This is a genomic window from Paenarthrobacter sp. PH39-S1, assembly GCF_030063245.1.
Classification (GTDB): domain Bacteria; phylum Actinomycetota; class Actinomycetes; order Actinomycetales; family Micrococcaceae; genus Arthrobacter_M.
The window spans coordinates 98,178-124,673 of sequence record NZ_JASISR010000001.1 but is presented as its reverse complement, the minus strand read 5'-3'; the positions used below and the strand labels follow the sequence as shown (position 1 = coordinate 124,673).

The window sequence follows — 26,496 nt, the reverse complement described above, 5'->3', positions numbered from 1 at the left end:
CCCGCTGGTCCCGATAGCTCGACCAGCGGCGCAGGACGACGGCGGCGGCGCAGGACGCGCCGTCGTCCGTAGTTCGGTCCTTGCTGGCTACAGGCCGAGCAGGAAGTCCCGGGACTCGCGGATGCCGCGCAGTGGACCCTGGCCCTCCGGCGGCGCGGTCAGGATCGCATCCTGCTCCATGACGTACCAGCCGGCGTAATCTACCGCCTGCAGCCTGGCGACGAGCTCCGCGATCCCGCAGTCACCCTGGCCCAGCGGCACGAACATGCCCGCTTTCACGCCGTCGGTGAAGCCCAGCTCGCCGCGGCCTACCCGGCCGGCAAGGTCCGCCTTGACGTCCTTCAGGTGCGCATGACCCACCCGCGCGGCAAAGCGGCGGACGAGATCCAACGGGTTCGTCCCGCCGATCAGCAGGTGCCCGGTGTCGAGGCAGATGTTGGCGGCTGTGCTGTTGAGCAGTTGGTCGACGGCGGCTGCAGATTCCACCATGGTGCCGACATGCGGGTGCAGCACCGCGGTGATGCCGCGGTCGGCGGCACGGCGGACCGCTTCGTCCAGGTTGCGGCCGAAGGTTTTCCACTGCTGCGCGGTCATCTCCTGCTTCTCGTCATAGGAGGCGGCACCACTGTCCGCGGAGAGAACCAGGACCGTGGCCCCGGCGGCCTCAAAGGCGGCAAGCTCACGCTCGATCGCCGGCAGGGGGTCGCTGCCGTCCTGATGCAGCACCGACGGGAAAAACCCGCCGATCGCGGTGAGTCCGTAGCGCCGGAGTATTTCGGCACGTGGCTTCGGCTCGACAGGGAGGAATCCCGTGGGTCCAAACTCGGTGGCCCTGATGCCCAGGTCCAACATGTCCTGCAGGACACGTTCCGGAGGGAGCTGGTATCCCCAGTTTTCCGCCTCGCAGACGCCCCAGGAGATGGGTGCCGCGGCGAGCTGGCCGGCAAGCGCAGAAGTCATGGTCTGTCCCGTCCGGTTCTAGAGTGCGACCCGGACCGGGACGCCGGTCTCAAGGGATTCCTGGGCCGCGTCGGCCACCTTGGAGGCAGCCACGGCATCTCGCGGCGTGCAGGGGTTCGGGCGCAGGCCGAGGATGAGTTCAACGAACGCCGCCAGCTCGGACACGTAGGCGGCCGCGAAGCGTTCGGCAAAGGTAAGGTATGGGGAACCGGCGGGGAAGGTGATGCCGGCCTCGGCGGACTTCAAAGCCGACTCCTCATCGAGGCCGACCACCAGCGAGCCCTTGGACCCCTGGATCTCCAGCCGGACATCGTGGCCGGCGCCGTTGTAGCGGGTGGCCGCGACTGTCGCGAGGGTGCCGTCGTCGAATGTGACAACCGCGAGCGCCGTGTCCACGTCGCCGACCTCGCCGATGGCCGGATCGCCGTTGTTGGAACCCCTGGCGTAGACTTCCACAATTTCCCGGCCGGTCAGCCAGCGCAGGATGTCGAAGTCGTGAACGGAGCAGTCGCGGAACAGGCCGCCGGACGTGGCCAGGAATTCCACCGGCGGCGGAGTCATGTCCCCGGTAGTGGCCCGCAGCGAATGGATCCAGCCCAGCTCGCCGGCGTCGAAGGCACGCTTGGCTTCCAGGTAGCCGGCGTCAAAGCGGCGCTGGTGGCCGATCTGGACGGTGCCGCCCTTTTCGCTGATGTAATCGAGCACCGGCAGCGACTCTGCGACGTTCACCCCCACGGGCTTCTCGCAGAAGACCGGGATTCCGGCGTCGACACCGGCCTTGATCAGGTCCGGGTGGGTGCCGGTGCCGGTGGCGATGATCAGGCCGTCCACGCCGGCGTCAATGAGCTCGTCCACGGAGGTCAGGAATTCCGCCCCAAGTCCGGCGGCCACGCTGCGGGCGTGTTCCTGGGCCACGTCGGTCAGCTTGAGCTTGACGTTGATCCCATGGGGATGCATCACGTCGTTGAGGGCGGCAACGTTGTTGGCGTGCATGACGCCGATGCGCCCAACTCCTACGAGGCCGAGAGTTACGTCTTTCATCGTGTTCCTTTGCAAAGTTGCGGGCCATGAAGTCGGCCTCACCGATCTGGTTTCGGCGCAGGCTGGTTTTGCGTGGCAGGCTAGGGTCCCGCCAGGGTGAATGCCGCCCGGAAGGCCGCCAGAGCCACGTGGCTGTCGCCCTTGGGCCCAGGCTTCCACGCCGACCGTCCCGGTGTACGCGGCCTCCGTCAGCGCTCTGGCGACGGCGGCATAGTTGATTTCACCGGTCCCGGGCTCACAGCGGCCCGGAACATCCGCCACCTGGATTTCGCCGATCAACGGCAGGCACGAGCGCACTACTCGATCAGATTCCCCTCCCCCAGCTGCGCGTGGTAAAGGTCCAGCATCATCTTGACGTCCGGGCGCCGGTGACCTACATGGCTTCGCTGGCGCGGTGGACTGGACGCGCGGGCCGGCCGTCCACGAGTTCGGCCGAGGGCCACATAGGCAAGACCCACGTTCCTCAAGTTCAGCCCGCGGATGACGCCGATCGCGGCCAGGCCCTCCACAACGAAGGCGTCCGGATGCGGGTCGATCAGCAGGTCGAGGCCTTCACGCTCCATGATGGGCAGCAGCACCTCCATGGAGCGGTAGAACGCCCCTCGGATTCCTCGGCCTTTTCGCAATTTTAATTCGCTTATCGCTCCAATTCTAGTTGTAGATGGCCGGCTTCGGCCTGAGGGAAACGGCGACCTTGTCGCCGTTCTTCTGCGCTTCGACGCCGGCTTCGCAGCAGGCAGCCGTGGCGTAGCCATCCCAGGCTGATGGCCCCCCAATCCCGCCACGCAGTGCGGCGTCCACCCAGGCCTGGACCTCGACATCGTAGGCGGCACCAAAACGCTCCTCGAAGCCGGGGGTGATCGTGCCGCCCCAGCGTCCCTGGGTGCGGACGTACAGGCCCGCGTCGTTGCCAATGCTGACAATGCCGTCCTCGAAGGAGGCCTGCGTGGCCACTTGGTAACCGAATTTGGCGTTGACGTAGATTTCCACGTCGGCCAGCACGCCGGATTCCGTTTCGATGAGCACATGCTGGGGATCGTGCTGACCGGACGGGGCGTTGGAGGTGGCCCTGCCCAGGCGGACCTGCACGGAGGTGATTTCCTCGCCGGTGAAGAAACGTATTGCGTCGAACTCGTGGACCACCGAGTCGTTGATCAGCATCTCGTTGGTGAAGCCCGCCGGAGTGGTGGGATTGCGGTGCTGGTGGTGGAGCATCAGCAGCTCGCCCAGTTCGCGGGTGCGGATGATGCCGCCCAGGGCGGCATACTCGGCGTCAAAGCGGCGCATGAACCCCACCTGGATGCGCTTGCGGCCCAGCTTCGCCTCCGCCTGGACAACCTGCCAGGAGCTCTCTGCGTCGGGGGTCAGCGGCTTTTCGCAGAGGATCGGGATGTCCTTCGCCAGCGCCTTGAACAGGATCTCCTGGTGCAGGAATCCGGGGGTGGCGATCAGGACGGCGTTGACGTCGCCATAGTTCAGAGCCTCTTCGGCGCTGGCCAGGGCCACGGCACCGGGAATGTCCTTGATGGAGGCCCGGGCACGGGCAAGGTCCACATCGACGACGGCGGCCACCTCGGCCCCGGTGATGCGGTGCTGCAGCCGGGTGATGTGGTCTGCGCCCATGCGTCCTGCCCCAATGACGGCTACGCGGAGTGTTTCAGTCATGGCATTTTCCTTCATGTGAGTAGGTGCTGTGCCGCGCCGTGCGGTGCCGCCGGCGGTAAAATCAGTTGACAATGGTGCGGCTGCCACAGCTGAGCAGGTAGTCGCGGGTGCGCTTGGCAATTGGCATCGGAACATCAAACGCCACCGGGTACATGTCCTGCTCCACAATGCCAAAGATCGGCTTGTCGAGGGCCTCGACAGCCTCGATTACGGCCCGCAGATCCGGCAGACCGCAGGGCGGCTCGATCATGACGCCGGCCAGATTGGCCGCCGCCCAGGTCATGTTGTCCGCATTGACCTTGGCCAGGATCTCCGGGTTGATCTGCTTCAGGTGCAGGTAGCCGATGCGTTCGGGGTACTTGCGGATCAACTCCAGGCTGCTGGCGCCGCAGTATTCGGCGTGACCGGGGTCCAGGCACAGGTTCAGCAGTTCCGGGTCCGTTTCGGCCAGCAGGTGCTCAATGTCGGCTTGAGCCCCGACATGCGAGTCCGCATGCGAGTGGAACTGCTGCTTCAGGCCGTAGTCCGTCAGCAGCACCTCGCCGAGTTTGTTGTGGCCGGCAAACAGGTCCCGCCAGGCAGCTTCGGAAAGCACGCCGCTTTCCACGGCCGCACCCGTGACGTCATCACGCCACATCGCGGGGATGACGACGATGTTCCCGCCACCCATGGCGGCGGTCAGTTCCGCCATCAATTTGTTTACTCGCTCGCTCATGAGGAGATCAGATCCTTCGCCTTGCTCCCAACTAGGTAGCAGATAATGCACTTCTGGGCCGTTTTGGGTGCGTTATCTGCTACCTAGTTGGGAGGGGGTCAGTTGGACGGGAAGTTGTAGGATGCGCCGGACTCGTGCGACGGCTCGGGCCAGCGTGAGGTGACAACCTTGCCGCGGGTGTAGAAGGCAACACCCTCTTCACCGTAGATGTGCTTGTCACCGAACAGCGAGTTCTTCCAGCCACCGAACGAGTGGTATGCCACGGGGACGGGGACCGGGACGTTGATGCCGATCATGCCCACGTGCACGCCGCGCTGGAACTTGCGCGCGTTCGATCCCGAGGAGGTGAAGATGGCGGTGCCGTTTCCGTACGGGTTGGCGTTGATCAACGCTATGCCTTCCTCGACGGTGTCCACCCGCATGACAGCCAGGACCGGGCCAAAGATCTCCTCGGTGTAGGCGGTCATGTCGCTGGCTACCCCGTCCAGGAGCGTCGGGCCAACCCAGAAGCCCTCTTCCTTGCCCGGCACCGTGAACCCGCGGCCATCAACAACCAGCGTAGCCCCGGCGTCGGCTGCCTCGCCGACAATCTTCACCAGGCGCGCCTTGGACGCAGCGGTAATGAGCGGACCCATGTCGGCGTCGGGATCTGTGCCCTCGGCCACCTTGATGGCCTCGGCGCGTTCCCGGACCTTGCCGATCAGCGCATCAGCGGCATCTCCCACGGCCACGGCCACGGAGATCGCCATGCAGCGCTCGCCGGCGGAACCGTACGCAGCGGCCGACAGGTGGTCCGCGGCGTTGTCAAGGTCGGCGTCGGGCAGGATGATCGCGTGGTTCTTCGCCCCGCCCAGGGCCTGCACGCGCTTGCCGTGCGCCGTGGCGGTCTCGTGCACATACTTGGCGATCGGGGTGGAGCCGACAAAGGAAATTGCATCCACATCCGGGTGCGTCAGCAAACCGTCAACGGTCTCCTTGCCGCCGTGCAGAACCTGGAATACGCCGTTCGGCAGGCCGGCTTCCGTCCACAACTTCGCTAGCAGCATGCTGGCGGACGGGTCGCGCTCGGAGGGCTTAAGGATGAAAGCATTGCCGGTGGCAATGGCGATCGGGCACATCCACAGCGGCACCATCACGGGGAAGTTGAAGGGAGTGATGCCCGCAACCACGCCCACCGGCTGACGGAAGGAAAACACGTCAATGCCGGTGGAGGCCTGGTCCGAGTAGGCACCCTTGAGCAGCTGGTTGATGCCGCACGCAAATTCGATGACCTCCAGTCCGCGCCCAATCTCGCCCCTCGCGTCGGAAAGCACCTTGCCATGCTCGGCCGTGACCAGCTCGGCGAGCTCATCGACGTGGGCGGCGACGAGTTCACGGAACCTGAACAAAACGGTGGTTCGCTTGGCCAGTGAGTAATCCCCCCACACTTCCCCGGCCGCCTTGGCGATGCCCACGGCGTTGTCAAGGTCGGCCTTATTGGCCAGCCGCAGCTCGGCGGAGACGGCACCCGTGGCGGGGTTGTAGACGGGCTGGGTGCGGTCGCCGCTGCCGGCGGACTCGACACCGTTGATGAAGTGGTTGATCGTGTTTGTCATGAGGGATCTTCCTTGTTCAGCCGAGCAGCGTGCGCTGGCGGTTCTTGTGGTCGGTGTAGGTGATGAACGCTCGTTGGGTTGATTCCAGCGTAGAGGTCTGCGCGACTGGCACGTCCCACCACGATTCGGAGCTGGGTGCGTCCAGGAGCGGGTCGGATTCGACATACACGAGGACCGGTCCGCCGTCTTCCGGTGCTGCCTTGGCCTGCGCGACGGCCGCCTCCAGGTCCGCGATGACGTGTTCGCCCTGGGCCACCCTGATGACCTTTACGCCCAGGCTTTCGGCGTTGAGGGCCAGGTCGACCGGCAGGGTTTCGCCGTCGTCGAACGTGTGATGTTCCGCATCCAGCGTCCGGTATTGGGTGCCGAAGCGCTGCGATCCAAGCTGTTCGGACAGGGCCCCGATGGATGCGTACCCGTGGTTTTGGATCAGCACCACAATCAGCTTGATTCTTTCCGCCACGGCGGTGACCAGTTCGGTGTGCATCATCAGGTATGAGCCGTCTCCGACCATGACGACGACGTCACGCCGGGTGCCACCGTTGGCCGCCTCCGCCAGCGCGGCACGCTTGACACCGAGACCGCCGGGAATCTCGTAGCCCATGCAGGAGTAGGCATATTCCACGTGATAGCCGAAGGAGTCCCGGACCCGCCACATCTTGTGCAGGTCGCCGGGCAGCGAGCCGGCGGCGCAGATGACCACGTCCTGGGCATCCATGGCCCGGTTCGTGGCGCCAATGATCTCATTCTGCGACGGCAGCGGCGTGAACCGGGTGTCGAACGCGTCGTCCACAATGGCATCCCAGCGCTTCTTCTGCTCCGCAACCCGTGCTTCCAGGTCGCCGCCCACGCGGTAACCGCCCAAGGCCTGGTTCAGTTTCACCAGCGTTTTGCGTGCGTCCGCGACGATCGGCAGCGATGTGCCGTGCTTATACGCGTCCAGCGGGGCGACATTGATGTTGATGAAGCGCACGTCGGGGTTCTGGAAGGCGGTACGGGACGCCGTCGTGAAGTCTTCATAGCGCGTGCCGATGCCAATGATCAGGTCGGCGTCGGCAGCGATGGCGTTCGCCGCCGTCGTTCCTGTTGACCCGATGGCACCCAGGGAGCGCGGGTGGTTCCAGGGCAGCACGCCGACGCCGGCCTGCGTGTTGCCGACCGGGATTCCGGTGGCGTCCGCGAACCTGGCCAGCTCGTCTTCGGCGTAGGCGTATAGGACGCCGCCGCCCGCGATGATGAGCGGGTTCCTGGCGGCACGGATGGCCTCGGCGGCCCGGCGGATGTCGTCGTCCTCCGGCTCGGGATGGCGGATGCGCCACTCACGCTCGGCCAGGAACTCCGCCGGCACTACGAACGCCTCGGCCTGGACATCCTGCGGCAGCGAGATCGTCACGGCCCCGGTGTCCGCAGGGTCGGTGAGCACGCGCAGCCCACCGAACAGGGCGGAGAAAAGCTGCTCGGGACGGGACACCCGGTCAAAGAAACGCGACAGCGGGCGGAACGCGTCATTGACCGTGACATCGTAGGCGTCCGGGCGTTCCAGCTGCTGGAGCACCGGATCCGCGGCGCGGGTGGCAAACGCGTCGCTGGGCAGCAGCAGCACCGGCAGCCGGTTCGTAGTGGCCAAGGCCGCACCGGTGAGCATGTTGGTTGAGCCAGGCCCGATCGAGGTGCTCACGGCGAAGGTGGCGCGACGCCGGGTGTGCCGGGCATAGCCCACGGACTGGTGCACCTGGGCTTGTTCGTTCCGGCCCTGGTAGTACGGCATCAGTTCGGGGTCACTTTGCTGGTATTGCCTGAGCGCCTGGCCCACTCCGGCCACGTTGCCGTGGCCGAAGATACCGAACGTACCAGGGATCAGCCGGCCGCGGTATTCCTCGGTGCCGACGCGGTCCACGGTGTACTGGTTGGCCAGGAATTCCACCAGGGCCTGCGCCACGGTCATTGTGCGTGTCGGCGTTGTGCGTGTCGCCATTATGCGTGTCGGCATCGTTTACTCCTGCGTGCTCACGGATGTGCGGTTCAACAGCGACGCGGCAGTGGCAACGGTCCCGGCAACATCGCCGCTCTGAGGGTACAGCAGGGCGCGTCCCACCGTCAGGCCCTGGACACCGGGCAAGGCGAGCGCGGCGCGCCAGCTGGCGAAAACCTCGTCCTCGGAGCCGGACTGGTCCCCGCCTAGCAGCACGGTCGGCATGGTGGTTGCGGCCAGCACGCGTTCCATATCTGCCACGACGGGTAGTTTCATCCACGTGTATGCGCTGGTGGAACCGAGCCCGGAGGCGATGGCGACGGACTTGATCACGGCGTCGGTGGACAGGTCGTTGCGGACCTTGCCGTTCTTGCGCACGGACAGGAACGGCTCCACCATGGCAATCAGCTTCTGCGCGGCCAGCGAATCAATGGCACGGGCGGTGGCCTCCAGCGTCACCACCGTGTCCGGGTCGTCCAGGCAGATGCGGGTGAGCATCTTGCCTCCGTCGGCGCCCAGCGCCTTCAGCGCCGCGGCGGTGTGCCCGGTGAAACGGTCGTCAAACTCGTTGACCAGACCGGCCAGGCCACCGCGGTTCATCGAGCCAAAAACCAGTTTCCCCTCAAGGGCGCCCAGCAGCAGCAGGTCATCCATGATGTCCGGGGACGCCAGGATGCCGTCTACGGCCGGGTTGTCCAGGGCAATCCGCAGGCGGTCCAGCAGATCCCGCCGATCCGCCATGGCGGTTTTGTTGCCGCGGACGGACAGGGCGCCGCGGGCCGGGTGGTCGGCGGCAACGATGAAGCTCTGCACGCCGGCCTTGAGCCCGGGGTGACGACGACGGCCCGCGGCGGCGCGGGCAATGGCGTCCGGGTCTTCCAGCCGCATGGTCGTCAGGTGGGCGTAGCGGCGCGGGTCCTTGTCGACGCCGACGCCGGCGGATACTGCAGTTGTGCTCATTTCGTGGCACCTTCCGGGACGAGCCGGCCGCGTTCGGCCAGCAGCGAAATAACTTCCTCCGGTGTGGGCATGGCGTCGGCACAGGAGAGCCGGGAGGCCACGATGGCGCCGGAGGCATTGGCGTAATCCAGCACCTGGGCCAACGGCCAACCCGACAGCAGGCCGTGCACGAACGCGCCGCCAAAGGAATCGCCGGCCCCCAGGCCGTTCACCGTTTCCACGGGGACGGGTGCGGACACGACCCGCTCGGTGGAGGTCTTCGCCATCACCCCATCCGGACCCAGCTTGACGACAGCGATCTCAACCCCCGCTGCCAGCAGGCGGTCCGCCTGCTCATCAGGAGTGCCTTCCCCCACGGCGACGGCGCATTCCTTGTCATTGCCGATGGCCACGGTCACTTGGGGCAGGATCCTGGCAATCTGTTCGCGGGCCTCCTGTTCGGAGGCCCAGAACATGGGACGGTAGTCGAGGTCGAGGATGGTGTATTGACCTTCGCTTAGGCCGGTGCGCGGGCGCGCCTGGTGGGCGGCGATGTGCGCGCCCCGGCTCGGTTCCTGGCTGAGGCCGGTGACCGTGGACCAGAAAATACGGGCATCCTTGACGGCGGCGATGTCCAGCTCCTCGGCCCTGATCTGCCAGTCGGGGGCGCTGGGAAGACGGCCGTAGAAGTACAGCGGGAAGTCATCCGGCGGTTTGATGGCGCAGAACGTGACCGGCGTGAGCAGGTCGGGCACCGAGGAGACGAACCGGTCGTCCACATTGAACTTTTGCAGTTCACGATGCAGATAAGCGCCGAAAGGGTCGTCGCCGGTGCGGGTGATGACGGCGGACCTGCGGCCGTGGCGTGCTGCGGCCACGGCGACATTGGACGGCGAGCCGCCCAGGTATTTGCCGAACGAGGCGACGTCTTCGAGGTCCACCCCGATGTCATTCGGGTAGATGTCGACGCTGATGCGGCCGATGGTAAGTAATTCATGGGTCACGGGGATCGGTGAACCTTTCACTGAAGAACGTTGCCTCAAACAGGTGGGTCAGAATGCTGCGCATCCTTGTGATCGGGAGCACAAGAACCACTCTGCACCATATCCCATGTCCTGTCAAAAGTTTGTTCTGACATATATACAACCTGCATAATTGCAGGCGGCGTGGCGGAACGATGGAAGGACGGCGAAGACCGGACAGTCACCCGTCAGCGGGCCGTGGCACGTCAAGCTCCCCGGTCATGTATTGCGCCCGGCCGTAGCCGAAGGACCAGTCCTCCGCAGTGTTTTCCACATAGCCCAGGAACACGTCCTGGCCACCGACACCGACCGCGGCCAGCCGCTCGGAGATGGCGGCAAACAGGGACTGCTTCGCTGTCCGCGAGCGCCCCGATTGGGTAAAGATCTGGATCATCACCACGCCGGTGGTGCGCTCAAATCCCAGACCTGCATCCTGCGCCACTATTTGTCCGGCCGCATGTTCGGTCAGAATGTGAAAATAATCCCGTTCGGGAATCCCGTATTCAGCCAAGATGGCGTCATGGATGGCACGACTCAGGGCCGACAGTTCTTCCACCCTGCGGCCCTCGTTAACATCGATACGAACCAACGGCATTTCAAGCTCCCTTAATAGTTTGTCCTGTCATACTATCAAAGTCAGAAGTCGCATACAACACCTTACAGGCGACGGAAAAGCTGGCTTGGGAAGCTGAGCGGATTCTACTGGACGCCGCCCTGCTGGAGAACCGCTGAATGGCAGGTCCTCCAAACGGATCGAGGTGGCAGCGTTCAGTGCGAGTCCATTGGCCGCAGCCGCAGACTTTTGGTGCCTGCCGCCACATCGTGGCCGACAGGCTCGACATGCCCAAACCAGCCCATCCCGCGAGCAGCATGACCATCACGCCAGAAGAGCCGCACCCAAATTATATCGTGTGTAGACTTGGTGGATGGATGAAGAGCCGGACATCAGACGCGGCAGACACGCCGTGTGGCAGTGCCACGCCCATTTGGTGTTTGTGACAAAGTATCGCCACGGTGTCTTTGACGCGGCCATGATGGAGACCTGCCGGGTCACGATGGAGAAAGTGTGCGCCGACTTCGGATGCGGTCTGGTCGAATTCAACGGTGAGGACGACCATGTGCATCTACTGGTGAATTTCCCGCCGACAGTTGAGCTGTCCAAGCTCATTAACTCCCTGAAAGGCGTCTCCTCCCGGATACTGCGCCGAGACCACCGGCCGCGGGTGAAACGATTCCTGTGGGGGAACAACTTCTGGGCCAGATCCTACTACTGCGGCACCGTCGGGGGCCCCGCGGTGGACGTCGTCCAAAACTATATTCAAAGCCAAAAGTCACCTCATGCCTGATTCATCCACCCCCTGAAGGAGGTGGTTCTCTCGGACGTCTCGGCGAGATTGGCCAGATCCTCCTGGGTGAGTCCTGCTTCCTTCCGGGCAGCGCGAATACTGGCGCCTACGGCCGAAACACTATCCACGACCCTCCCCCAAGACATACAGCGGGGAGGCTTAAGACAGCGATGGGCGGTTGTGGTCGGAATCCGCGGATTCCGTGCACAACCGCCCATCAGTTGGGAAGGTTAGAGCGCCGCGTAAACCTCGCGCAGCAGCGTGGCGGTCTCGGACGGCGTCTTGCCGACCTTCACCCCGGCGGCTTCGAGAGCTTCCTTCTTGGCCTGCGCGGTACCGGCGGAGCCGGAGACGATCGCCCCGGCGTGGCCCATCGTCTTGCCCTCGGGAGCCGTGAAGCCGGCGACATAGCCGACGACGGGCTTGGTCACGTTGGCCTTGATGAACTCGGCGGCGCGCTCCTCGGCGTCGCCACCGATTTCGCCGATCATCACGATGGCCTTGGTCTCCGGGTCGGCCTCGAACGCGGCCAGGGCATCGATGTGGGTGGTGCCGATGACCGGGTCACCGCCGATGCCGATCGCGGTGGAGAAGCCCAGGTCACGCAGTTCGTACATCATCTGGTAGGTCAGGGTTCCGGACTTAGAGACCAGGCCGATCGGGCCCTTGCCCGTGATGTTGTTCGGGGTGATGCCCACCAGTGCCTCCCCCGGGGTAATGATGCCGGGGCAGTTCGGACCGATAATGCGGGTGACCTGCTTACCATCGGCGTCAACCTTGGTCTGCGCCAGCGCCCAGAACTCGGCGGAGTCCTGGACCGGGACGCCCTCGGTGATGACGACGACGAGGCCGATGCCGGCTTCAATGGCTTCCACAACGGCGTCCTTGGTGAACGCCGGCGGGACGAAGACAATCGAAACGTCTGCGGCCGTCTTCTCGATCGCTTCCGCGACGGACCCGAAGACGGGAAGTTCAACGTCGCCGTGGACGACGGCGGTTCCGGCCTTGCGCGCGTTGACGCCACCGACGACCTGGGTGCCGGCCTTGAGCATCAGGGCGGTGTGCTTGGTCCCTTCGCCGCCGGTGATCCCCTGCACGATGACCTTGGAATCTTTGTTCAGGTAAATAGACATGGTTACTCTTCCTGGCTCTCGGTCAGCGGGCGTTGGCGAGTTCGGCGGCCTTGTCGGCGCCCTCGTCCATGGTTGCGGCCAGGGTCACCAGTGGATGATTGGCGTCGGCCAGGATGCGCCGGCCTTCTTCAACGTTGTTTCCGTCCAGGCGGACCACCAGCGGCTTATTGGCGCTGGCGCCAAGCTCTGCCAGTGCACCGACGATGCCCTTGGCCACGGCGTCGCAGGCGGTGATGCCGCCGAAGACGTTCACGAAAACGCTCTTGACCTGCGGGTCATTAAGGATGACGTCCAGGCCGGCGGCCATGACCTCAGCGGAAGCTCCGCCGCCGATGTCCAGGAAGTTCGCGGGCTTGACGTTGCCGTGGTTTTCGCCTGCGTAGGCAACAACATCCAGGGTGGACATGACCAGGCCTGCACCGTTGCCGATAACGCCCACCTCGCCGTCGAGCTTGACGTAGTTCAGGCCCGCAGCCTTCGCCTTGGCTTCGAGCGGATCAGCAGCGGCGGCGTCCTCAAGAGTCGCGTGCTTCGGGTGGCGGAAATCGGCGTTCTCATCGAGGGAGACCTTGCCATCCAGCGCCACGATCTCGCCGGCGCCGGTCCGCACCAGCGGGTTGACCTCCACCAGGGTGGCATCTTCGGACTTGAAGACGTCCCACAGCTTGATGATCGCCGCGGCAACGCTTTCGCGCAGCTCGGGGGCGAATCCGGCGGTCTCAACGATCTCGTTGGCCTTGGCCTGGTCGATGCCGACGGCCGGATCCACAGCCACCTTGGCCAGCGCATCGGGACGCTCAACGGCGAGCTCTTCGATCTCCATCCCGCCCTCCACCGAGCACATGGCCAGGTAGTTGCGGTTGGCCCGGTCCAGCAGGACGGAGAAGTAGTATTCCTCGGCAATGTCCGCGCCCTGGGCGATCATGACGGTGTTGACGGTGTGGCCTTTGATGTCCATACCCAGGATGTCCGTTGCGTAAGCGAACGCCTCATCGGCGGTCTTCGCCACCTTGACGCCGCCGGCCTTTCCGCGGCCGCCGACCTTTACCTGGGCCTTGACGACGGTGACGCCGCCGATCTTCTCGGCTGCTGCCTTTGCCTCTTCCGGGGTGTGCGCCACGATGCCGGCGAGCACGGGTACACCGTGCGCCTCAAACATATCGCGCGCCTGATATTCAAACAGGTCCACAGGTTGCGTCCTTCTACTTCGAAGTAGTGTTCATTTCAATCTTGCGACTGCGGAGCGCGGGTTCTGATCTTCCACCAAGGGAAAACAGGCCTGCTACCCCACTGGAACTGTAGCCCAGGGGGGGAGTCCGCCACTTACAGAGTACCCATTTAGTGCCCAAGCACACATTTCCCGCCGGGCCGATCAACGGCGCTTCCAGCCGGTATTTGGTACCGCGTCTACTGAACCTTGGTCAGCGGCGCGTAACGCAGCAGCAGGCGCTTCTCACCGACGTCGAACGCCACCTTGGCCACGGTCTTGTCCCCCGAACCTTCCACCGACAGGACCGTCCCGTTGCCGAAGCTCGTGTGGTTGACCTTGTCCCCCACGGAGACGGAGACCACTTCCTTTTGCGGCTGCACCCTGCCAGCGGCGCTGCGCGCGGAGATACTCGGGGGCAGCAGCCCGGAATCCCGGCCGCCCGCGATGCTGCCGGCACCCCAGAAGGATCCACCGTAGCGGTTTCCTCCGAAGCCATCCGAGGAGCCACCCGCGGACAGGCTCCTGACATTGCCCTCGCGTTTCCAATCGATCAGTTCTGCCGGGACTTCTCCGATGAACTGGCTCGCCGGGTTGTACTGGCTCTGCCCCCAGAGACTGCGGACCTCGGCCCGGGTCAGGTATAGACGTTTGCGCGCCCGCGTCAGGCCGACGTAGGCCAACCGCCGTTCCTCGGCCAGCTCGCCGGGGTCCGCGGCGGAACGCGAATGCGGGAAAATCCCATGTTCCATCCCGGTCAGGAACACCACGGGGAATTCCAGCCCCTTGGCGGTATGCAGGGTCATCAGCGTGACCACGCCCAGGCGCTTGGCCTCCGCCACGGCAGCGGCCGCCTCCGCCGCGGATCCCCCCGGAGCGTCCGGGATCTGGTCGGCATCCGCGACCAGCGAGACCTGCTCCAGGAATTCACCCAGCGTTCCCTCCGGATGGTCCCGCTCATATTCGCGCACAACGGCGACCAGCTCGGCCAGGTTTTCCACCCGGGACTCGTCCCGCGGGTCGGTGCTGGCACGCAGCCCCGCCAGGTAGCCCGTCTGCTCCAGCACTGCCTCCAGCGCCGCCGACGCGCCGGAACCGGAAGCAACCACGGCCAGATCGTCCATCATCTTCACAAATCCCGCCACCGCGTTCACGCTTCTGGTCGCCATCGCGGGCGCTTCCTCGGCGCGGCGCAGGGCCGCCATGAAGGAGGTCCGGTCCCGTTGGGCCAGGGCGGCAACGGCCCCTTCCGCCCGGTCCCCGATGCCGCGCTTGGGCTCGTTCACAATCCGGCGCAGGTTAATATCATCGTCCGGATTGACCAGCACGCGCAGGTAGGCCAGCGCGTCCTTGATTTCCTTGCGTTCGTAAAACCGGGTGCCGCCCACCACCTTGTAGGGCAGCCCCACCCGCATCAGGATTTCCTCTATGGACCGGGACTGGGCGTTGGTGCGGTAAAAGATGGCCACGTCGCCGGGTCGCAGCTCCGATTCGTCCTGCAGCCGGTCAATCTCTTCGGCGATGAAGCGCGCTTCTTCGTGCTCGTTCTCCGCGACGTAGCCGATGATCTTCTCGCCGTCGCCCTCCGCGGTCCAGAGCCGTTTGTCCGGCCGGTTCGGGTTCCGCGAAATCACCGCGTTGGCGGCACTGAGAATGGTCTGGGTGGAACGGTAGTTCTGCTCCAGTTTGATGGTCTGCGCGTCTGGATAGTCCTTGGCGAATTCCACAATGTTGCGGATATCGGCGCCACGGAAGGCGTAAATCGACTGATCCGAATCCCCCACCACTGTCAGTTCAGCCGGGGCCGGGGCAAGGACGCCGTCGTCGAAGGGCATGGTCAGCTCCCGGACCAGGGCATACTGTGCGTGGTTGGTGTCCTGGTACTCGTCGACCAGCACATGCCGGAAGCGGCGGCGGTAGTAGTCCGCTACGCCGGGAAAGGCGCGGAAGATGTACACGGTCTGCGCAATCAGATCGTCAAAGTCCATGGCGTTGGCCTGCCGCAGGCGCTGGGTGTAGCCGTTGTAGACCTCCGCGACCGCCCGCTCAAACGGATCGTTGTGATTGGCCTCGGTCGAGTACTCATCGTCATCGATGAGCTCGTTTTTGAGTGCCGAAATCTTGTGCTGGATCGCCTTCGGCACAAACCGCTTCGGGTCGAGGCCCAGTCCCTTGGCCACCAGCGTGATCAGCCGCAGGGAATCCGCCGAATCGTAAATCGAGAAGTTGGAGTTCAGCCCGACGTTGCCGGCCTCGCGGCGCAGAATACGGACGCAGGACGAGTGGAACGTGGAGATCCACATGCTCTTGGCCCGCTCACCAACCAGCGACCCGATCCGCTCGCGCATCTCGGCCGCGGCCTTATTGGTAAAAGTAATGGCCAGGATCTGGCCGGGATGAGCCCGGCCAGTGGCGATCAGATAGGCAATCCGGTGGCTGAGCACCCGGGTCTTGCCCGACCCCGCGCCGGCGACTATCAACAGCGGAGAACCGGCGTGCCGGACCGCCTGGTCCTGCTCGGGATTAAGCCCAACCAGAAGTTCCTCGGCGCTCGGAACCGCGGGAAGGGAGGTGGACGCGTGGCGCGTGGGGCGGGGGTCAAACAACATATCCATGGTGACCCCAAGTCTAGGCGCTGCCCCTGACAACAACCGTCGACCAACGGTCGTAGGCCGTCAGATGGGCGCCGCTCCGTCAGCCCAATGCGACCGAACGCAGTGCAGCGGCCACTTCCCGGACCGCCGTCGTCCCTCCGGCAATGAACCAATTCAGGCCGTTCACCCTGACGACGGCGGTAGCGCCGCCGCCCGCCAGCACGATCGCCTTCCCCGGCAGCCAGTCCCACTCCGGGCAACTGTGCTGGAACCAGCAGCCCAGCTGCCCGTCCGCGACGTGGCCCAGATCGCAGGACCCGGAGCCGAGCATCCGGATGGTGGCGGGCAGGACGGCGGCGGCATGCCAGGGCATCGCCGCCTGCGGCTGAACCAGCCAGGACGGATGAATGTACGTTCCCGCGCTCAGCCGGCCCAGTGCCGAGTTCGACGGCGGCGACGTCGGCCGGCCGTTCAAGGTCGCCGGGTGCTCCGCGCCGCCCAGCCAGAGTTTGTCCCCCTCCGGCTGGTAAATCGCTCCCAACAGAACGTCCGGATCCGGTCCGGTACCGTCGCTGCCCGTACCGCCACCGCTGTGCGTGCCGCCACCGCTGCCGCCGGGTTTGAGGGCGAGCGCCGAACACCAATAGGTGGAGCCGCTGAGAAAGTTGTAGGTCCCATCCACGGGGTCGATCACCCAGGTCCGGCCACTTACCCCCGCGTGGGCTGCGCCCTCCTCGCCCAGGATTCCGTCCTCTGGACGGCAGCGGCGCAGCTGCTCCACGATGAAATTCTCCGCCGCGCGGTCCGCGGCCGTGACGACGTCGGACACGGAGGTCTTCTGCTCCCCCAGCAGACCGCCCGAGCGCATACTGTGCGCCAGGTGCCCGGCGCGGCGGACCAGCGCCGCGGCCAGGGCCATATCCGACAGCGCGGGATCGATACCACTGGAAGCAGATTCGGACGTCATGTACTCAGCCTACCGAGCCAGGCACCCGGGACCACCGTGCCGCTGGTTCGCAGCACCCCGGACAGTGCCGACGGTTGCCGCCGCGGACGGTGGATAATGACCCTATGGCCAAAACCCCCGCGCAGCGTGCAGCCAAGCACGGCACAAACGCAGCCCTTCCAACCCGGGCCGCCGACGTCGTCAATCCGAGCACCTCCCGGCAACCGGCCAAGGCCGCGGGAAATGCCAGTCTCATTCTGATTGCCGGCACCGTTGCCAGCCTGTTTTTGTTCTGGTACTTCCACTTGCTCACGCTGGGTCAGATGATGCAGCTCTCCAGCGGTCACGCCATGCCGGATTCGCTGGCGGGCGGTTTCGATCCGTCCTATATTCAGCAGCTGCGCGGGTCGATGGGCGCCGATGCGCGCGGCCAGCTGCAGTACGTGCACAAAACCGCCGGGACGCTGTTCCCGCTGGTCTTCGGTTTCAGCGCGATGATCATGATTGCACTGAACGTGGCGCGCAAACCCGTCCGCTGGGCCCTGTGGGCCGCCCCGGTGCTCTTTGCAAGCGTGCAGTTGTGGGCGAATTTCGCCGTCGATGGCATGCTCTCGGCCGGAACGCTCGACGTCGGGCAGGTCGCCTTGGCCAGCTTCCTGGTGGTTGCGTCGTGGGTACTGCTGATCCTGTCCCTTCTGGCCTGTGTGGCGGCGTTGTTCATCGGCCGGCGCCGGAAAATGCAAAAACCGAAAGCGGCCGCCGGCGACATCACCCGCGCCAACCAATGAGAACGGGGCTTGGACCCCATTTCGCAGGCAGGCCCCGCCCTCGGTGGAGCGATCCCGTTCAGCCATGGTGACAGCGACCGTAATAATACAGCTAGACCGCCTGCCGCCCGGCCGTCTGCTTCCTGAGGACAGCCCGGGCCCGCCGGCACCCCAGACCCACCACCACTCCCACCGTGGAGAGCCCGATCGTGATGGGGTACGCCATCAGCCGCTCCACAGTCCCCCGTTCGATGCCCGGAACCAGCCCGAAGACGACGGTGGAGACCAATGACACCACGCCGCATAGGAGCAGAAACCCGCTGACGATCCGCCGCCGTCGCCAGCTCCACCACAGCGCTACGAGCGACAGACCGCCAGGGACGAAGTACGTGACCGCACCGGCGTAGTGCAGACCGAAAATTACATCCTCCGGAACCAGCCCAACCACGACGGTCCCGAGCCCCGACAATATGATGAGCACGCGGATCGCCACCGCCCAGCCCGGATGCTGAGGCGCGGGCGGCAGCCCAGGTTTACCGGCCACCCGGAACAGGACGGTACTGAGCAGCAGAGCGCCGACGATCATCGCCAGGCCCTGGGCAATAAACGACGCGTCCATCAGCAGATGCAACGGCGAACACACGTTTCGGCCGCTGTATGTTCCGCAATGCTCGGCCCCCAGGTCACTGATCACGTTGAAGCGGCGGCTGTATGGCTGCGGACCCGCCCACGCCGCGATGACCGTGGCTTCCGCCACAAAATACTGCAGGATACTGATTTTTGCCAAGGCACCGACAATGCTGCGGGTCCGGGCAAGCTGCGCCGTTGAAACCACGGCCAGAAGCCGGGCCGGGCTCGTCCCTGCTGAACTCATTCCTGGTTCCTCATTCCTGCCGCGCTCGATACTGCCGTGCTCATTCGTGCCCCGCTCATTCGTGCCCTGCTCATCCCCTGCTCATTCGTGCCGTGCTCATTCGTGCCCTGCTCATTCCTCGTGTGCCCATTCCTGGTGCCACGCTTGGTGGGTACGTCGGAACGAAATTGGTTTCAGGTTCACCCTAGCCGTGGCCGCAGACATGGCCCCGGAACCGGTAAGGTAGTTTTCGCACCGGTTTGCGGACGCGTTCCAAATGCCGGTGCGGGCGTGAGTAGCTCAGCAGGATAGAGCATCCCTCTCCTAAAGGGAAGGTCGCGGGTTCGAATCCCGCCTCGCGCACGTGGAAACCGTATCCGTCACCGATCTGCGCGCGTATCTGGCCGGCAGCTGGCGGGTTGAACGCACGTTGCTGGACCGTTCCACCGGGGTGCGGGGACGGTTCCAAGGGACCGTTCTGTTTGAGCCGGCCGACGGCGGCGAGGACGCGGGCGCCGGCGGCACGGACGCGGGCGCGGGCGCCGGCGGCCCAACCAGCCAAACAAGCACCGCAAAAGTCCTGCGGCAGCGCGAACACGGCACCATCAGCTGGCCGACGCATACCGGGACCGCCACCCGCGAATACCTGCTCCACGCCACCACGGAGCCCGCCGTCCTGGACATGTACTTTCCCGATGAACGCTTCTTTCACACCCTGAATCTGTCCACGGGCCGGTGGACCACCGGGCATGGATGCCACCCGGACACCTACAACGTCACGTACCGGGCCGTCTCGTCCATGCGGCTTGACTATGAATGGGACGTCTCGGGGCCCGCCAAGGATCTGCTGCTGAGCACCTCGCTGTTCCGGCTCGCGGAACAGCTGTCTGCCCCAGCGTCTCAGGCCTGGTAGACCTGGACCACGGCAGGACGCGGGGCCCGCACCTGCCCGGCAGTGGGGGCGGCGCCGGCGGCTACGTAATCCGGGAAATACGAGTGCTGGTCCTCGAATGTCCCCTCCTCCCCCGGGTGCTGGACGGCAACGTAAACCATCCCCTCGTCGTCGTGCACCACCGGGCCGCAGGTCTCCGCGTCCCGCGGCACGGAGAGGAACTGCTGCACGCGGCCGCGCTCCGTTCCCTCCAGCATTACCTTGAACAGTCCGTCGTTATAGCCGATGGCGCTGGGAGCACCGTCGGTGGAGATCCACAGGTTGCCAGCCGCGTCGAAGGCCACGTTGTCGGGACAGGAAATGGGCGAGACCTTGTCCTGGGGGTAGCCGGCGAAGTAGGCCGATTCGTTCTTGGCCGGGTCCCCGCATACCATCAGCAGGCTCCATTTGAACGTGGTTGCCGTGGCATCATCCGCCGCCTCGGTAATTTCCACAATGTGGCCGTCCCGGTTCAGGCTGCGCGGATTTGTCTCATCAGAAGCGGCTTTTCCTGGCTTTCCGCGGTCCGAATTGTTGGTGCACGCGACGTAGACCCTGCCGGTGACGGGGTGGGGCTGCACGTCCTCGCACCTGTCCATCTTGGTGGCGCCGGCCTTGTCCGCGGCGAGACGTGTGTGGACCAGCACTTCCTCGAGTGTCATGGCGTCGACGGCGCTCTTGGCGTCCACGACCAGCGGCAGCCACTCGCCGGAGCCGTGGAAGGCGCCATCGGCCGGCAGTTTCCCGGTACCGTCGATCTCGGTGGCCGGGGAGTCGCCCGTGAACCGCGCCACGTACAGGTTCCCGGCGGTCAGAAGCGTCATATTGTGCTGCTTGTCATCCTTCCGGTAGGTGTCCTGGGAGACGAACTTGTACAGGTAGTCGAATTTCTCGTCGTCGCCCATGTACGCTGCGACGTGGCCGTTGCCGGCAACAATGACGTTGGCGCCCTCGTGCTTGAGCCGGCCCAGGGCGGTATGTTTGACCGGTGTCGACTCCGGATTGTCGGGATCGATTTCGACGATGTAGCCAAAGCGGTTGATTTCGTTTTCATACCCGGGTGTGCGGGCATCCCACCGCGGTTCCAGCGTCTCCCAGCCGGTCGTCGTCGCCTTGTCCGTAAATCCGTACCGCTTCTCCGCCGCGCTGGTGGCAGCGCACCGGAAGTAGCCGTTGAAGCTTTCCTCACCGGAGAGGATGGTTCCCCAGGGCGTGCTGCCACCGGAGCAGTTGCCGACGGTCCCCAGGACGGTGTGTCCTCCCGGATCCGCGGTGGTCTTCACATAGCTGGAGCCAGCCAGCGGTCCGGTCAGTTCAAACGCCGTGTGGGCGGTGATGCGGCGGTTGCGTTTGCCGCCCTGAATGTATTTCCATGGCTTTCCGGTGTTTCCGCGCTCCAGTTCAACAACGGCCATGCCGTGGGCGGCCATGGCGATGCGGCGGCGTTCAAGCGCCTCGGCGTCACTGGCCACGGACGGGAACATGATCGCCGGGTTGACGTACTCGTGGTTGCAGACCAGCAGGGCGTTTTTGCCGTTGCCCGAGCGCAGTATCTCCAGATAATCATTGTTGTATCCGAACTGCCGGGCCTGCGCGGCGGCGCTTTGGTTCGCCAGGTCGAAGTCCGGCGAATCGGCGAACAGTGGGTCCCCCCACCGGATGATCGGCGACCAGGAATAGCCGGTCGGGACGTTGAAGGCATCCACCGTCAGATCCACGGGTTGGATGGCGTCAAAGGCCAGTCCCTCGGCGCCCGTCCCCTTTGACGCGCGGGTTCCGGCGCCCGCTTCCGACGGCGGCGCGCAGGCTGCCAAGGCGACGGCGGCAAGGCTGAGTATGCCGGCGCCGCCGAAGCCCAGCGCCGAACGGCGGCTGAAGGTGGCCGAAGCAATGTCCCGGAAGTAGCCATTGTCCGACTCGTTGCACACGGCTTTCGCGCAGGCATTGTCACATTTGAGTGCGCAGGTCACGGCGCTGCGTTTGCCGCGGGTGTGGCCCAGCATGGGAAGGAGATTGAGCTGCGGCTTGGTCATGGTGCCCCTCGTTGCGTCGGTGTTCTGCTCCGGGCAACTCTTGCGGGCCAAAGCGACCGGCGGCCGGACGCGGCTTGACGAACAGGCAGACTCCGGATGTCCGGGCTACACGCCGGACTCCGCATCGGCGACGGCGGCCACCGCCTGGGCAAACTGCGTGTCGTGCAGCTCCGCATAGCGGCCGCGGGCGCGGAGCAGCTCATCGTGCGTGCCCTGTTCCACAATCTGCCCGGCTTCGATGACCAAAATCGCGTCCGCGGCCCGGATGGTGGAAAGCCGGTGGGCAATGACGATGGCCGTCCGGTCCTGCAGCGCTTCCCCGAGCGCGGCCTGAACCGCGGCCTCGTTCGTGGAGTCAAGAGCCGCCGTCGCCTCATCCAGAATGACCACCGCGGGTTGCACCAGCAGCAGTCTGGCAATCGTCAGGCGCTGACGCTCGCCACCGGACAGCCGGTAGCCGCGTTCCCCGACGACCGTATCCAGTCCGTCGGGCAGGGATGAGATCATGGCTTGCAGTCGGGCCCGGCGCAGCGCCTCCCAGATCTGCTCATCGCTGGCATCGGGCTTGGCCAGCCGGAGGTTGGAGCGGATGGATTCGTGGAAGAGATGCCCGTCCTGCGTCACCATGCCGATCGTCTGCCGCAGCGTATCAAAGGTCATGTCGCGGACGTCGATTCCGGCCAGCCGGACCGCGCCGGAATCGACGTCGTAAAGCCGCGACAGCAGCTGCGCGATGGTCGATTTGCCTGCACCGGAGGACCCTACCAGGGCAATTGTCTGCCCGGGATCGGCGCGGAAGCTGATGCCGTGCAGGACCTCGTCGCCCCCGCGGGTATCCAACACGGCAACGGCTTCCAGCGAGGCGAGTGAGACTTTGTCCGCGGACGGGTAGGCGAAGCGTACATTGTCGAACTCCACCGCCACCGGCCCGCGGGGGACCTCGCGCGCATCGGGTTTTTCGGTGATCAGCGGTTTGAGGTCCAGGATTTCGAAAACGCGGTCGAAGCTGACCAGCGCGCTCATGATGTCCACCCTGGCGTTGGCCAGCGCGGTGAGCGGCGCATAAAGCCGGGTCAACAGCAAAGCCAGGACGACGACGTCGCCCGCGGCGAGCTGGCCGCGGATCGCGTAGTAGCCGCCCAGGCCGTACACCAGGGCGAGCGCGAGGGAGGACACGAGCATCAGGGCGGTGAAGAATACAAACTGCATGACGGCGGTCCGAACGCCGATGTCGCGCACCCGGCTGGCGCGTGCGGTGAATTCGCGGGATTCATCCGCGGGCCGTCCGAAGAGCTTGACCAACGTGGCGCCGGGAGCGGAGAAGCGTTCCGTCATCTGGGTGCTCATATCCGCGTTCAGGTCCGCGGCTTCCTTGCGCATGCCGGCCAGCCGGGAGCCGAAGCGCCGCGCCGGGATCAGGAAGATCGGCAGTAGCACCAGCGCCAGCACGGTGACCTGCCAGGATTTACCCAGCATGACCACCAGTGTCAGGACCAGGGCCACGGAGTTGCTGACGATACCGGAGAGCGTTCCGCTGAAGGCCTGCTGCGCGCCGATGACGTCATTGTTGAGCCGGCTGACCAAGGCACCGGTGCGGGTGCGGGTGAAGAAGGCGATGGGCATTTTTTGCACGTGATTGAATACTGCGGTGCGCAGGTCCAAGATCACACCCTCCCCCAGATTCGAGGAAATCCACCGGATCACCAGGGAAAAGCCGGCGTCCAGGACGGCGACCGCCGCGATGAGCAGAGCGAGGTTGATGACAATCTGGACGTCGGCGCGCGCCACGATGGCGTCCACCACCCGACCGGCGAATAGTGGCGTGGCGACGGCGAGAATTGCCGAGGCCACGGACAGCACGACAAACACCGCCAGCCGTCCGCTGTACGGCTTGGCAAAAGCGAGCGTGCGTCTCGGAGTGTCCTTCGAAATGCCTCTGCCGCTCTTATCCGAGCGCATCGAGCTCCAAAGCGAGCTCCAGGCTGCGCCTTCCATACTCATGGTGAATCCTTTGGTTTTTGCCCTGCTTCGCGGCGTACCCGCGGATCAAGCCTAGGGCCTCTAGAGCGCTGACGGGTAACGATTCATTCCCGCCCGCGCCAGGAGACCCTCCCGTTATTGGGCTTCCCGACTGCGGCCCGCAATCCCGGTCTGCCCGTCGTCGCCGTCAGTTTCTTGCCAACGAGGCGTCATCTGAGGAAATAAGACCTCCCCCTAAACGCGTTGACGCTGCTAAGGTCGCAACCTGTGTCCGCGGGCAGATTCCCGCCCAGCCCGATGTGAAAGAAGGACATCCTCATGAACCGTCGCCGCTTTGCCCTGGTCGGATTGGCCGCTATTGCCTTGGCTTTGGGGGGTTGCTCGACAGGGTCGGGATCCAACTCCGCGTCCGGCACTTCGGGCGGCGCCGACACGTCCCTGAGCGATGTGCAGTCCAAGGGTGCACTCATCATTGCCACCGAGGGCACCTACAAACCCTTCACCTTTCATGCGGACGGTTCCGGCAAGCTGACGGGCTACGACGTCGAAATCGCCCAGGCGGTTGCGGATAAACTAGGAGTGAAGGCAACCTTCCAGGAAACGCAGTTCGACGGAATTTTCGCCGGACTGGATGCCAAGCGGTTCGACATGATCGCGAACCAGATTTCCATCAATCCGGAGCGGAGCGCAAAGTACGATTTCTCCACGCCCTACACCGTCTCGCCCGGAGTCATCGTCACCAAGTCGGACGATAGCTCCATTACCAGCTTCGACAGCCTGAAAGGCAAGACCACCGCGCAGTCACTGACCAGCAACTATTACACCCTGGCCCAGCAGAGCGGTGCCAATGTCCAGGCTGTTGAAGGCTGGGCCCAGGCCATCGCCCTGCTGCGCCAGGGCCGCGTTGACGCCGTCGTGAATGACAAGCTGACGTATTTGGATTACGCCAAGACCAACCCGAACGCGGGTTTGAAGATTGCCGCCGAAACCTCTGACAAGTCCAAGAACGCCTTCGCGTTCCGCAAGGGCTCCACGGAACTGGTGAAGGCCACGGACAAGGCGCTGTCCGATCTGCAGGCCGACGGCACGCTCGCCAGGATTTCAGATAAGTACTTTGGCGCCGACGTTTCCAAATAGCCGGACAAAATTTTCAGACCACGGGTCGAATCCTGGGCAACGTTAGGCTAATGCATGAGTGTCAATTGGGATTTGGTGTGGAGCTCGCTGGGCCCGCTCATCGGCGGCGCGATCAAAGGCACCATCCCGCTCACGCTTGCCTCCTTTGTGCTGGGTCTGATCCTTGCCCTGATCGTGGCACTCATGCGGCTGAGCAGGAACGTGGTGCTTGCCGCCGTCGCCCGCTTTTATGTTTCGGTGATCCGCGGCACACCCTTGCTGGTGCAGCTCTTCGTGATCTTCTACGGCCTGCCGACCATCGGCGTCAAACTGGATCCGTGGCCGAGTGCGATTATCGCTTTTTCGCTCAATGTGGGCGGTTATGCAGCGGAAGTGATCAGGGCCGCGATCCTGTCCGTACCCAAGGGCCAGTGGGAGGCCGGACACACCATCGGCATGTCCCGCGGCCAGGCCCTGGTGCGGATTATTTTGCCGCAGGCCGCCCGAGTCTCCGTCCCGCCGTTGTCCAACACCTTCATTTCGCTGGTGAAGGACACCTCGCTGGCGTCCCTGATCCTGGTCACGGAGCTGTTCCGGCAGGCCCAGCAGGTGGCCGCCTTCAGCCAGGAATTCATGGCCTTGTATCTGGAAGCGGCCGCCGTGTACTGGGTGATCTGCCTGGTGCTCTCCAGCGGTCAGTCGCTGCTCGAAAAGAGATTGGAACGCTATGTCGCCCACTGAAAATGCGCCGGTGCTGCAGGTCAGGGGCCTGACCAAGGCGTTTGGCGCCAATGCGGTCCTTCGGGGCATCGATCTGGACGTGCCCAAGGGCAAAGTGGTGGCGCTGATAGGACCCTCGGGGTCGGGCAAGACCACCGTGCTCCGTTGCCTCAACGGGCTGGAAATGCCCGACGGCGGCACGGTGGCGCTAAGCGGGAACGGAAGCGGGCAACTGCTGCTGGATTTTGGCGCCAAGGTTTCCCGCAAAGACAGAGTTTCCCGCAAAGACATTGCCGCGCTGCGCGACCGCAGCGCCATGGTGTTCCAGCATTACAACCTCTTTCCGCATATGACCGTCCTGCAGAACGTGACCGAGGGGCCGATCAAAGTTCAAAAGCGGCCCGGGGCTCAGGCCGTCGAGGAGGCTGAGCGGCTGCTGGCCCGCGTGGGGCTTCTGGAGAAGAAGGACACCTACCCCTTTGAGCTCTCCGGCGGCCAGCAGCAGCGGGTCGGAATAGTGCGTGCCCTGGCCCTCAAGCCGCAGCTGCTGCTCTTTGACGAGCCAACGTCCGCCTTGGACCCCGAACTTGTCGGGGACGTCCTGGGCGTCATCAAGGAACTGGCCGAGGAGGGCTGGACCATGGTGATCGTCACCCACGAGCTGGGTTTCGCCCGGCAGATGGCCGACGAGGTGATCTTCATGGACGGCGGGGTCGTGGTAGAACGCGGCCCCGCCTCCGAGGTTCTGCGGGAACCCAAACAGGAGCGAACCCAGCAGTTCGTGCAGCGTCTGCTGCACGAATTCTAGCCGTCCCAACTGAGTCGCACTTATGGCACCCAAAACGGGTTTTGAGTGCCATATCTGCTACTCAGTTGGGGGAGGCGGTGCGGGAGGGGAGGGAGGGAGGGCGGCTCCGAAGGTGAAGGTGAACACGGTGGCGGTTCCGGATGTTACCGGGAG

Annotated in this window: 21 protein-coding genes, 1 tRNA gene and 2 pseudogenes; 7 read left to right on the top strand and 17 right to left on the bottom strand. The window is 64.7% G+C overall.

The features are described from left to right. Positions 1-87 precede the first annotated feature (87 nt). The 10 genes and pseudogenes from QMG52_RS00580 to QMG52_RS00535 all read right to left on the bottom strand — a co-directional run bounded on the left by QMG52_RS00580 (position 88) and on the right by QMG52_RS00535 (position 10,504). Entirely contained in the window at positions 88-960 is an 873-nt protein-coding gene (locus QMG52_RS00580; protein WP_283558492.1) for a sugar phosphate isomerase/epimerase family protein, read from the bottom strand. Positions 961-978: 18 nt separating this feature from the next. Next, entirely contained in the window at positions 979-2,001 is a 1,023-nt protein-coding gene (locus QMG52_RS00575) for a Gfo/Idh/MocA family protein (protein ID WP_283558491.1), read from the bottom strand. 437 nt (positions 2,002-2,438) lie between these two features. Then, positions 2,439-2,623: pseudogene (locus QMG52_RS00570) on the bottom strand (sugar phosphate isomerase/epimerase); the annotation flags it as partial. Positions 2,624-2,652: 29 nt separating this feature from the next. Beyond that, complete coding sequence (locus tag QMG52_RS00565; RefSeq protein WP_283558490.1) at positions 2,653-3,666, bottom strand: Gfo/Idh/MocA family protein; 1,014 nt, start codon at positions 3,664-3,666, stop codon at positions 2,653-2,655. 61 nt (positions 3,667-3,727) lie between these two features. Next, positions 3,728-4,357: pseudogene (locus QMG52_RS00560) on the bottom strand (sugar phosphate isomerase/epimerase family protein); the annotation flags it as partial. 122 nt (positions 4,358-4,479) lie between these two features. Then, positions 4,480-5,976: a CoA-acylating methylmalonate-semialdehyde dehydrogenase gene (locus QMG52_RS00555; protein ID WP_283558489.1), complete on the bottom strand. Its 1,497-nt coding sequence runs from the start codon at positions 5,974-5,976 to the stop codon at positions 4,480-4,482. Between the two features lie 16 nt (positions 5,977-5,992). Beyond that, a complete protein-coding gene (iolD, locus tag QMG52_RS00550; protein ID WP_283558613.1) occupies positions 5,993-7,921 on the bottom strand; it encodes a 3D-(3,5/4)-trihydroxycyclohexane-1,2-dione acylhydrolase (decyclizing) in 1,929 nt (642 codons plus the stop codon). 48 nt (positions 7,922-7,969) lie between these two features. Then, positions 7,970-8,908: a Cgl0159 family (beta/alpha)8-fold protein gene (locus QMG52_RS00545; protein WP_283558488.1), complete on the bottom strand. Its 939-nt coding sequence runs from the start codon at positions 8,906-8,908 to the stop codon at positions 7,970-7,972. Further along, positions 8,905-9,891: a 5-dehydro-2-deoxygluconokinase gene (iolC, locus tag QMG52_RS00540; RefSeq protein WP_283558487.1), complete on the bottom strand. Its 987-nt coding sequence runs from the start codon at positions 9,889-9,891 to the stop codon at positions 8,905-8,907. Before iolC ends, QMG52_RS00545 begins: the two co-directional genes overlap by 4 nt. A 199-nt stretch (positions 9,892-10,090) precedes the next feature. Further along, positions 10,091-10,504 carry a tautomerase family protein gene (locus QMG52_RS00535; protein WP_283558486.1) on the bottom strand — a complete coding sequence of 138 codons (414 nt, stop codon included), beginning with the start codon at positions 10,502-10,504 and terminating at the stop codon, positions 10,091-10,093. 331 nt (positions 10,505-10,835) lie between these two features. Between QMG52_RS00535 and tnpA the strand changes: the two genes are divergently transcribed. Beyond that, positions 10,836-11,255, top strand: coding sequence for an IS200/IS605 family transposase (gene tnpA / locus QMG52_RS00530; protein ID WP_283558485.1), 420 nt, complete (start codon positions 10,836-10,838; stop codon positions 11,253-11,255). Between the two features lie 230 nt (positions 11,256-11,485). On the opposite strand, the gene sucD is transcribed toward tnpA, so the two are convergent. The 4 genes from sucD to QMG52_RS00510 all read right to left on the bottom strand — a co-directional run bounded on the left by sucD (position 11,486) and on the right by QMG52_RS00510 (position 17,156). Then, positions 11,486-12,388 carry a succinate--CoA ligase subunit alpha gene (gene sucD, locus QMG52_RS00525; RefSeq protein ID WP_283558484.1) on the bottom strand — a complete coding sequence of 301 codons (903 nt, stop codon included), beginning with the start codon at positions 12,386-12,388 and terminating at the stop codon, positions 11,486-11,488. A gap of 22 nt (positions 12,389-12,410) precedes the next feature. Beyond that, positions 12,411-13,577 (bottom strand): ADP-forming succinate--CoA ligase subunit beta, encoded by a 1,167-nt coding sequence (gene sucC / locus QMG52_RS00520; protein ID WP_283558483.1) that lies wholly within the window; start codon positions 13,575-13,577, stop codon positions 12,411-12,413. A gap of 218 nt (positions 13,578-13,795) precedes the next feature. After that, on the bottom strand, positions 13,796-16,210 hold the full coding sequence (gene pcrA, locus QMG52_RS00515; protein ID WP_502920414.1) for a DNA helicase PcrA: 2,415 nt from the start codon (positions 16,208-16,210) through the stop codon (positions 13,796-13,798). 79 nt (positions 16,211-16,289) lie between these two features. Beyond that, on the bottom strand, positions 16,290-17,156 hold the full coding sequence (locus tag QMG52_RS00510) for an inositol monophosphatase family protein (RefSeq protein WP_283558482.1): 867 nt from the start codon (positions 17,154-17,156) through the stop codon (positions 16,290-16,292). Between the two features lie 104 nt (positions 17,157-17,260). Between QMG52_RS00510 and QMG52_RS00505 the strand changes: the two genes are divergently transcribed. After that, positions 17,261-17,923, top strand: a complete 663-nt coding sequence (locus QMG52_RS00505) for a hypothetical protein (protein ID WP_283558481.1) — start codon at positions 17,261-17,263, stop codon at positions 17,921-17,923. Between the two features lie 91 nt (positions 17,924-18,014). On the opposite strand, the gene QMG52_RS00500 is transcribed toward QMG52_RS00505, so the two are convergent. Next, entirely contained in the window at positions 18,015-18,776 is a 762-nt protein-coding gene (locus QMG52_RS00500; protein WP_283558480.1) for a DUF998 domain-containing protein, read from the bottom strand. 268 nt (positions 18,777-19,044) lie between these two features. Between QMG52_RS00500 and QMG52_RS00495 the strand changes: the two genes are divergently transcribed. After that, positions 19,045-19,118 (top strand) — tRNA-Arg (locus QMG52_RS00495). 1 nt (position 19,119) lies between these two features. After that, entirely contained in the window at positions 19,120-19,668 is a 549-nt protein-coding gene (locus QMG52_RS00490) for a DUF6314 family protein (protein ID WP_283558479.1), read from the top strand. On the opposite strand, the gene QMG52_RS00485 is transcribed toward QMG52_RS00490, so the two are convergent. Both QMG52_RS00485 and QMG52_RS00480 read right to left on the bottom strand, forming a co-directional pair. Continuing rightward, the gene (locus QMG52_RS00485; protein WP_283558478.1) at positions 19,656-21,719 is read right to left on the bottom strand and encodes a PhoX family protein; all 2,064 of its coding nucleotides are present in this window, start codon (positions 21,717-21,719) and stop codon (positions 19,656-19,658) included. The genes QMG52_RS00490 and QMG52_RS00485 overlap by 13 nt on opposite strands. A gap of 105 nt (positions 21,720-21,824) precedes the next feature. Next, a complete protein-coding gene (locus QMG52_RS00480) occupies positions 21,825-23,720 on the bottom strand; it encodes an ABC transporter ATP-binding protein (protein WP_283558477.1) in 1,896 nt (631 codons plus the stop codon). 297 nt (positions 23,721-24,017) lie between these two features. Here QMG52_RS00480 and QMG52_RS00475 point away from each other — a divergent pair, with 297 nt between their 5' ends. Genes QMG52_RS00475 through QMG52_RS00465 form a run of 3 tightly spaced genes read left to right on the top strand, consistent with a single transcriptional unit; the run spans position 24,018 to position 26,343 of the window. After that, the gene (locus QMG52_RS00475) at positions 24,018-24,836 is read left to right on the top strand and encodes an amino acid ABC transporter substrate-binding protein (RefSeq protein WP_283558476.1); all 819 of its coding nucleotides are present in this window, start codon (positions 24,018-24,020) and stop codon (positions 24,834-24,836) included. Between the two features lie 54 nt (positions 24,837-24,890). Further along, positions 24,891-25,556 carry an amino acid ABC transporter permease gene (locus QMG52_RS00470; protein ID WP_283558475.1) on the top strand — a complete coding sequence of 222 codons (666 nt, stop codon included), beginning with the start codon at positions 24,891-24,893 and terminating at the stop codon, positions 25,554-25,556. Then, complete coding sequence (locus QMG52_RS00465) at positions 25,543-26,343, top strand: amino acid ABC transporter ATP-binding protein (RefSeq protein WP_283558474.1); 801 nt, start codon at positions 25,543-25,545, stop codon at positions 26,341-26,343. Before QMG52_RS00470 ends, QMG52_RS00465 begins: the two co-directional genes overlap by 14 nt. Positions 26,344-26,496: the final 153 nt, after the last annotated feature.

Coding starts and splice junctions, on each gene's coding strand:
- QMG52_RS00580 (WP_283558492.1), bottom strand. CDS start 960: ATGACTTCTGCGCTTGCCGGCCAGCTCGCCGCGGCACCCATCTCCTGG.
- QMG52_RS00575 (WP_283558491.1), bottom strand. CDS start 2,001: ATGAAAGACGTAACTCTCGGCCTCGTAGGAGTTGGGCGCATCGGCGTC.
- QMG52_RS00565 (WP_283558490.1), bottom strand. CDS start 3,666: ATGACTGAAACACTCCGCGTAGCCGTCATTGGGGCAGGACGCATGGGC.
- QMG52_RS00555 (WP_283558489.1), bottom strand. CDS start 5,976: ATGACAAACACGATCAACCACTTCATCAACGGTGTCGAGTCCGCCGGC.
- iolD (WP_283558613.1), bottom strand. CDS start 7,921: ATGACCGTGGCGCAGGCCCTGGTGGAATTCCTGGCCAACCAGTACACC.
- QMG52_RS00545 (WP_283558488.1), bottom strand. CDS start 8,908: ATGAGCACAACTGCAGTATCCGCCGGCGTCGGCGTCGACAAGGACCCG.
- QMG52_RS00535 (WP_283558486.1), bottom strand. CDS start 10,504: ATGCCGTTGGTTCGTATCGATGTTAACGAGGGCCGCAGGGTGGAAGAA.
- tnpA (WP_283558485.1), top strand. CDS start 10,836: ATGGATGAAGAGCCGGACATCAGACGCGGCAGACACGCCGTGTGGCAG.
- sucD (WP_283558484.1), bottom strand. CDS start 12,388: ATGTCTATTTACCTGAACAAAGATTCCAAGGTCATCGTGCAGGGGATC.
- pcrA (WP_502920414.1), bottom strand. CDS start 16,210: ATGGATATGTTGTTTGACCCCCGCCCCACGCGCCACGCGTCCACCTCC.
- QMG52_RS00510 (WP_283558482.1), bottom strand. CDS start 17,156: ATGACGTCCGAATCTGCTTCCAGTGGTATCGATCCCGCGCTGTCGGAT.
- QMG52_RS00505 (WP_283558481.1), top strand. CDS start 17,261: ATGGCCAAAACCCCCGCGCAGCGTGCAGCCAAGCACGGCACAAACGCA.
- QMG52_RS00500 (WP_283558480.1), bottom strand. CDS start 18,776: ATGAGTTCAGCAGGGACGAGCCCGGCCCGGCTTCTGGCCGTGGTTTCA.
- QMG52_RS00485 (WP_283558478.1), bottom strand. CDS start 21,719: ATGACCAAGCCGCAGCTCAATCTCCTTCCCATGCTGGGCCACACCCGC.
- QMG52_RS00480 (WP_283558477.1), bottom strand. CDS start 23,720: ATGAGTATGGAAGGCGCAGCCTGGAGCTCGCTTTGGAGCTCGATGCGC.
- QMG52_RS00475 (WP_283558476.1), top strand. CDS start 24,018: ATGAACCGTCGCCGCTTTGCCCTGGTCGGATTGGCCGCTATTGCCTTG.
- QMG52_RS00470 (WP_283558475.1), top strand. CDS start 24,891: ATGAGTGTCAATTGGGATTTGGTGTGGAGCTCGCTGGGCCCGCTCATC.
- QMG52_RS00465 (WP_283558474.1), top strand. CDS start 25,543: ATGTCGCCCACTGAAAATGCGCCGGTGCTGCAGGTCAGGGGCCTGACC.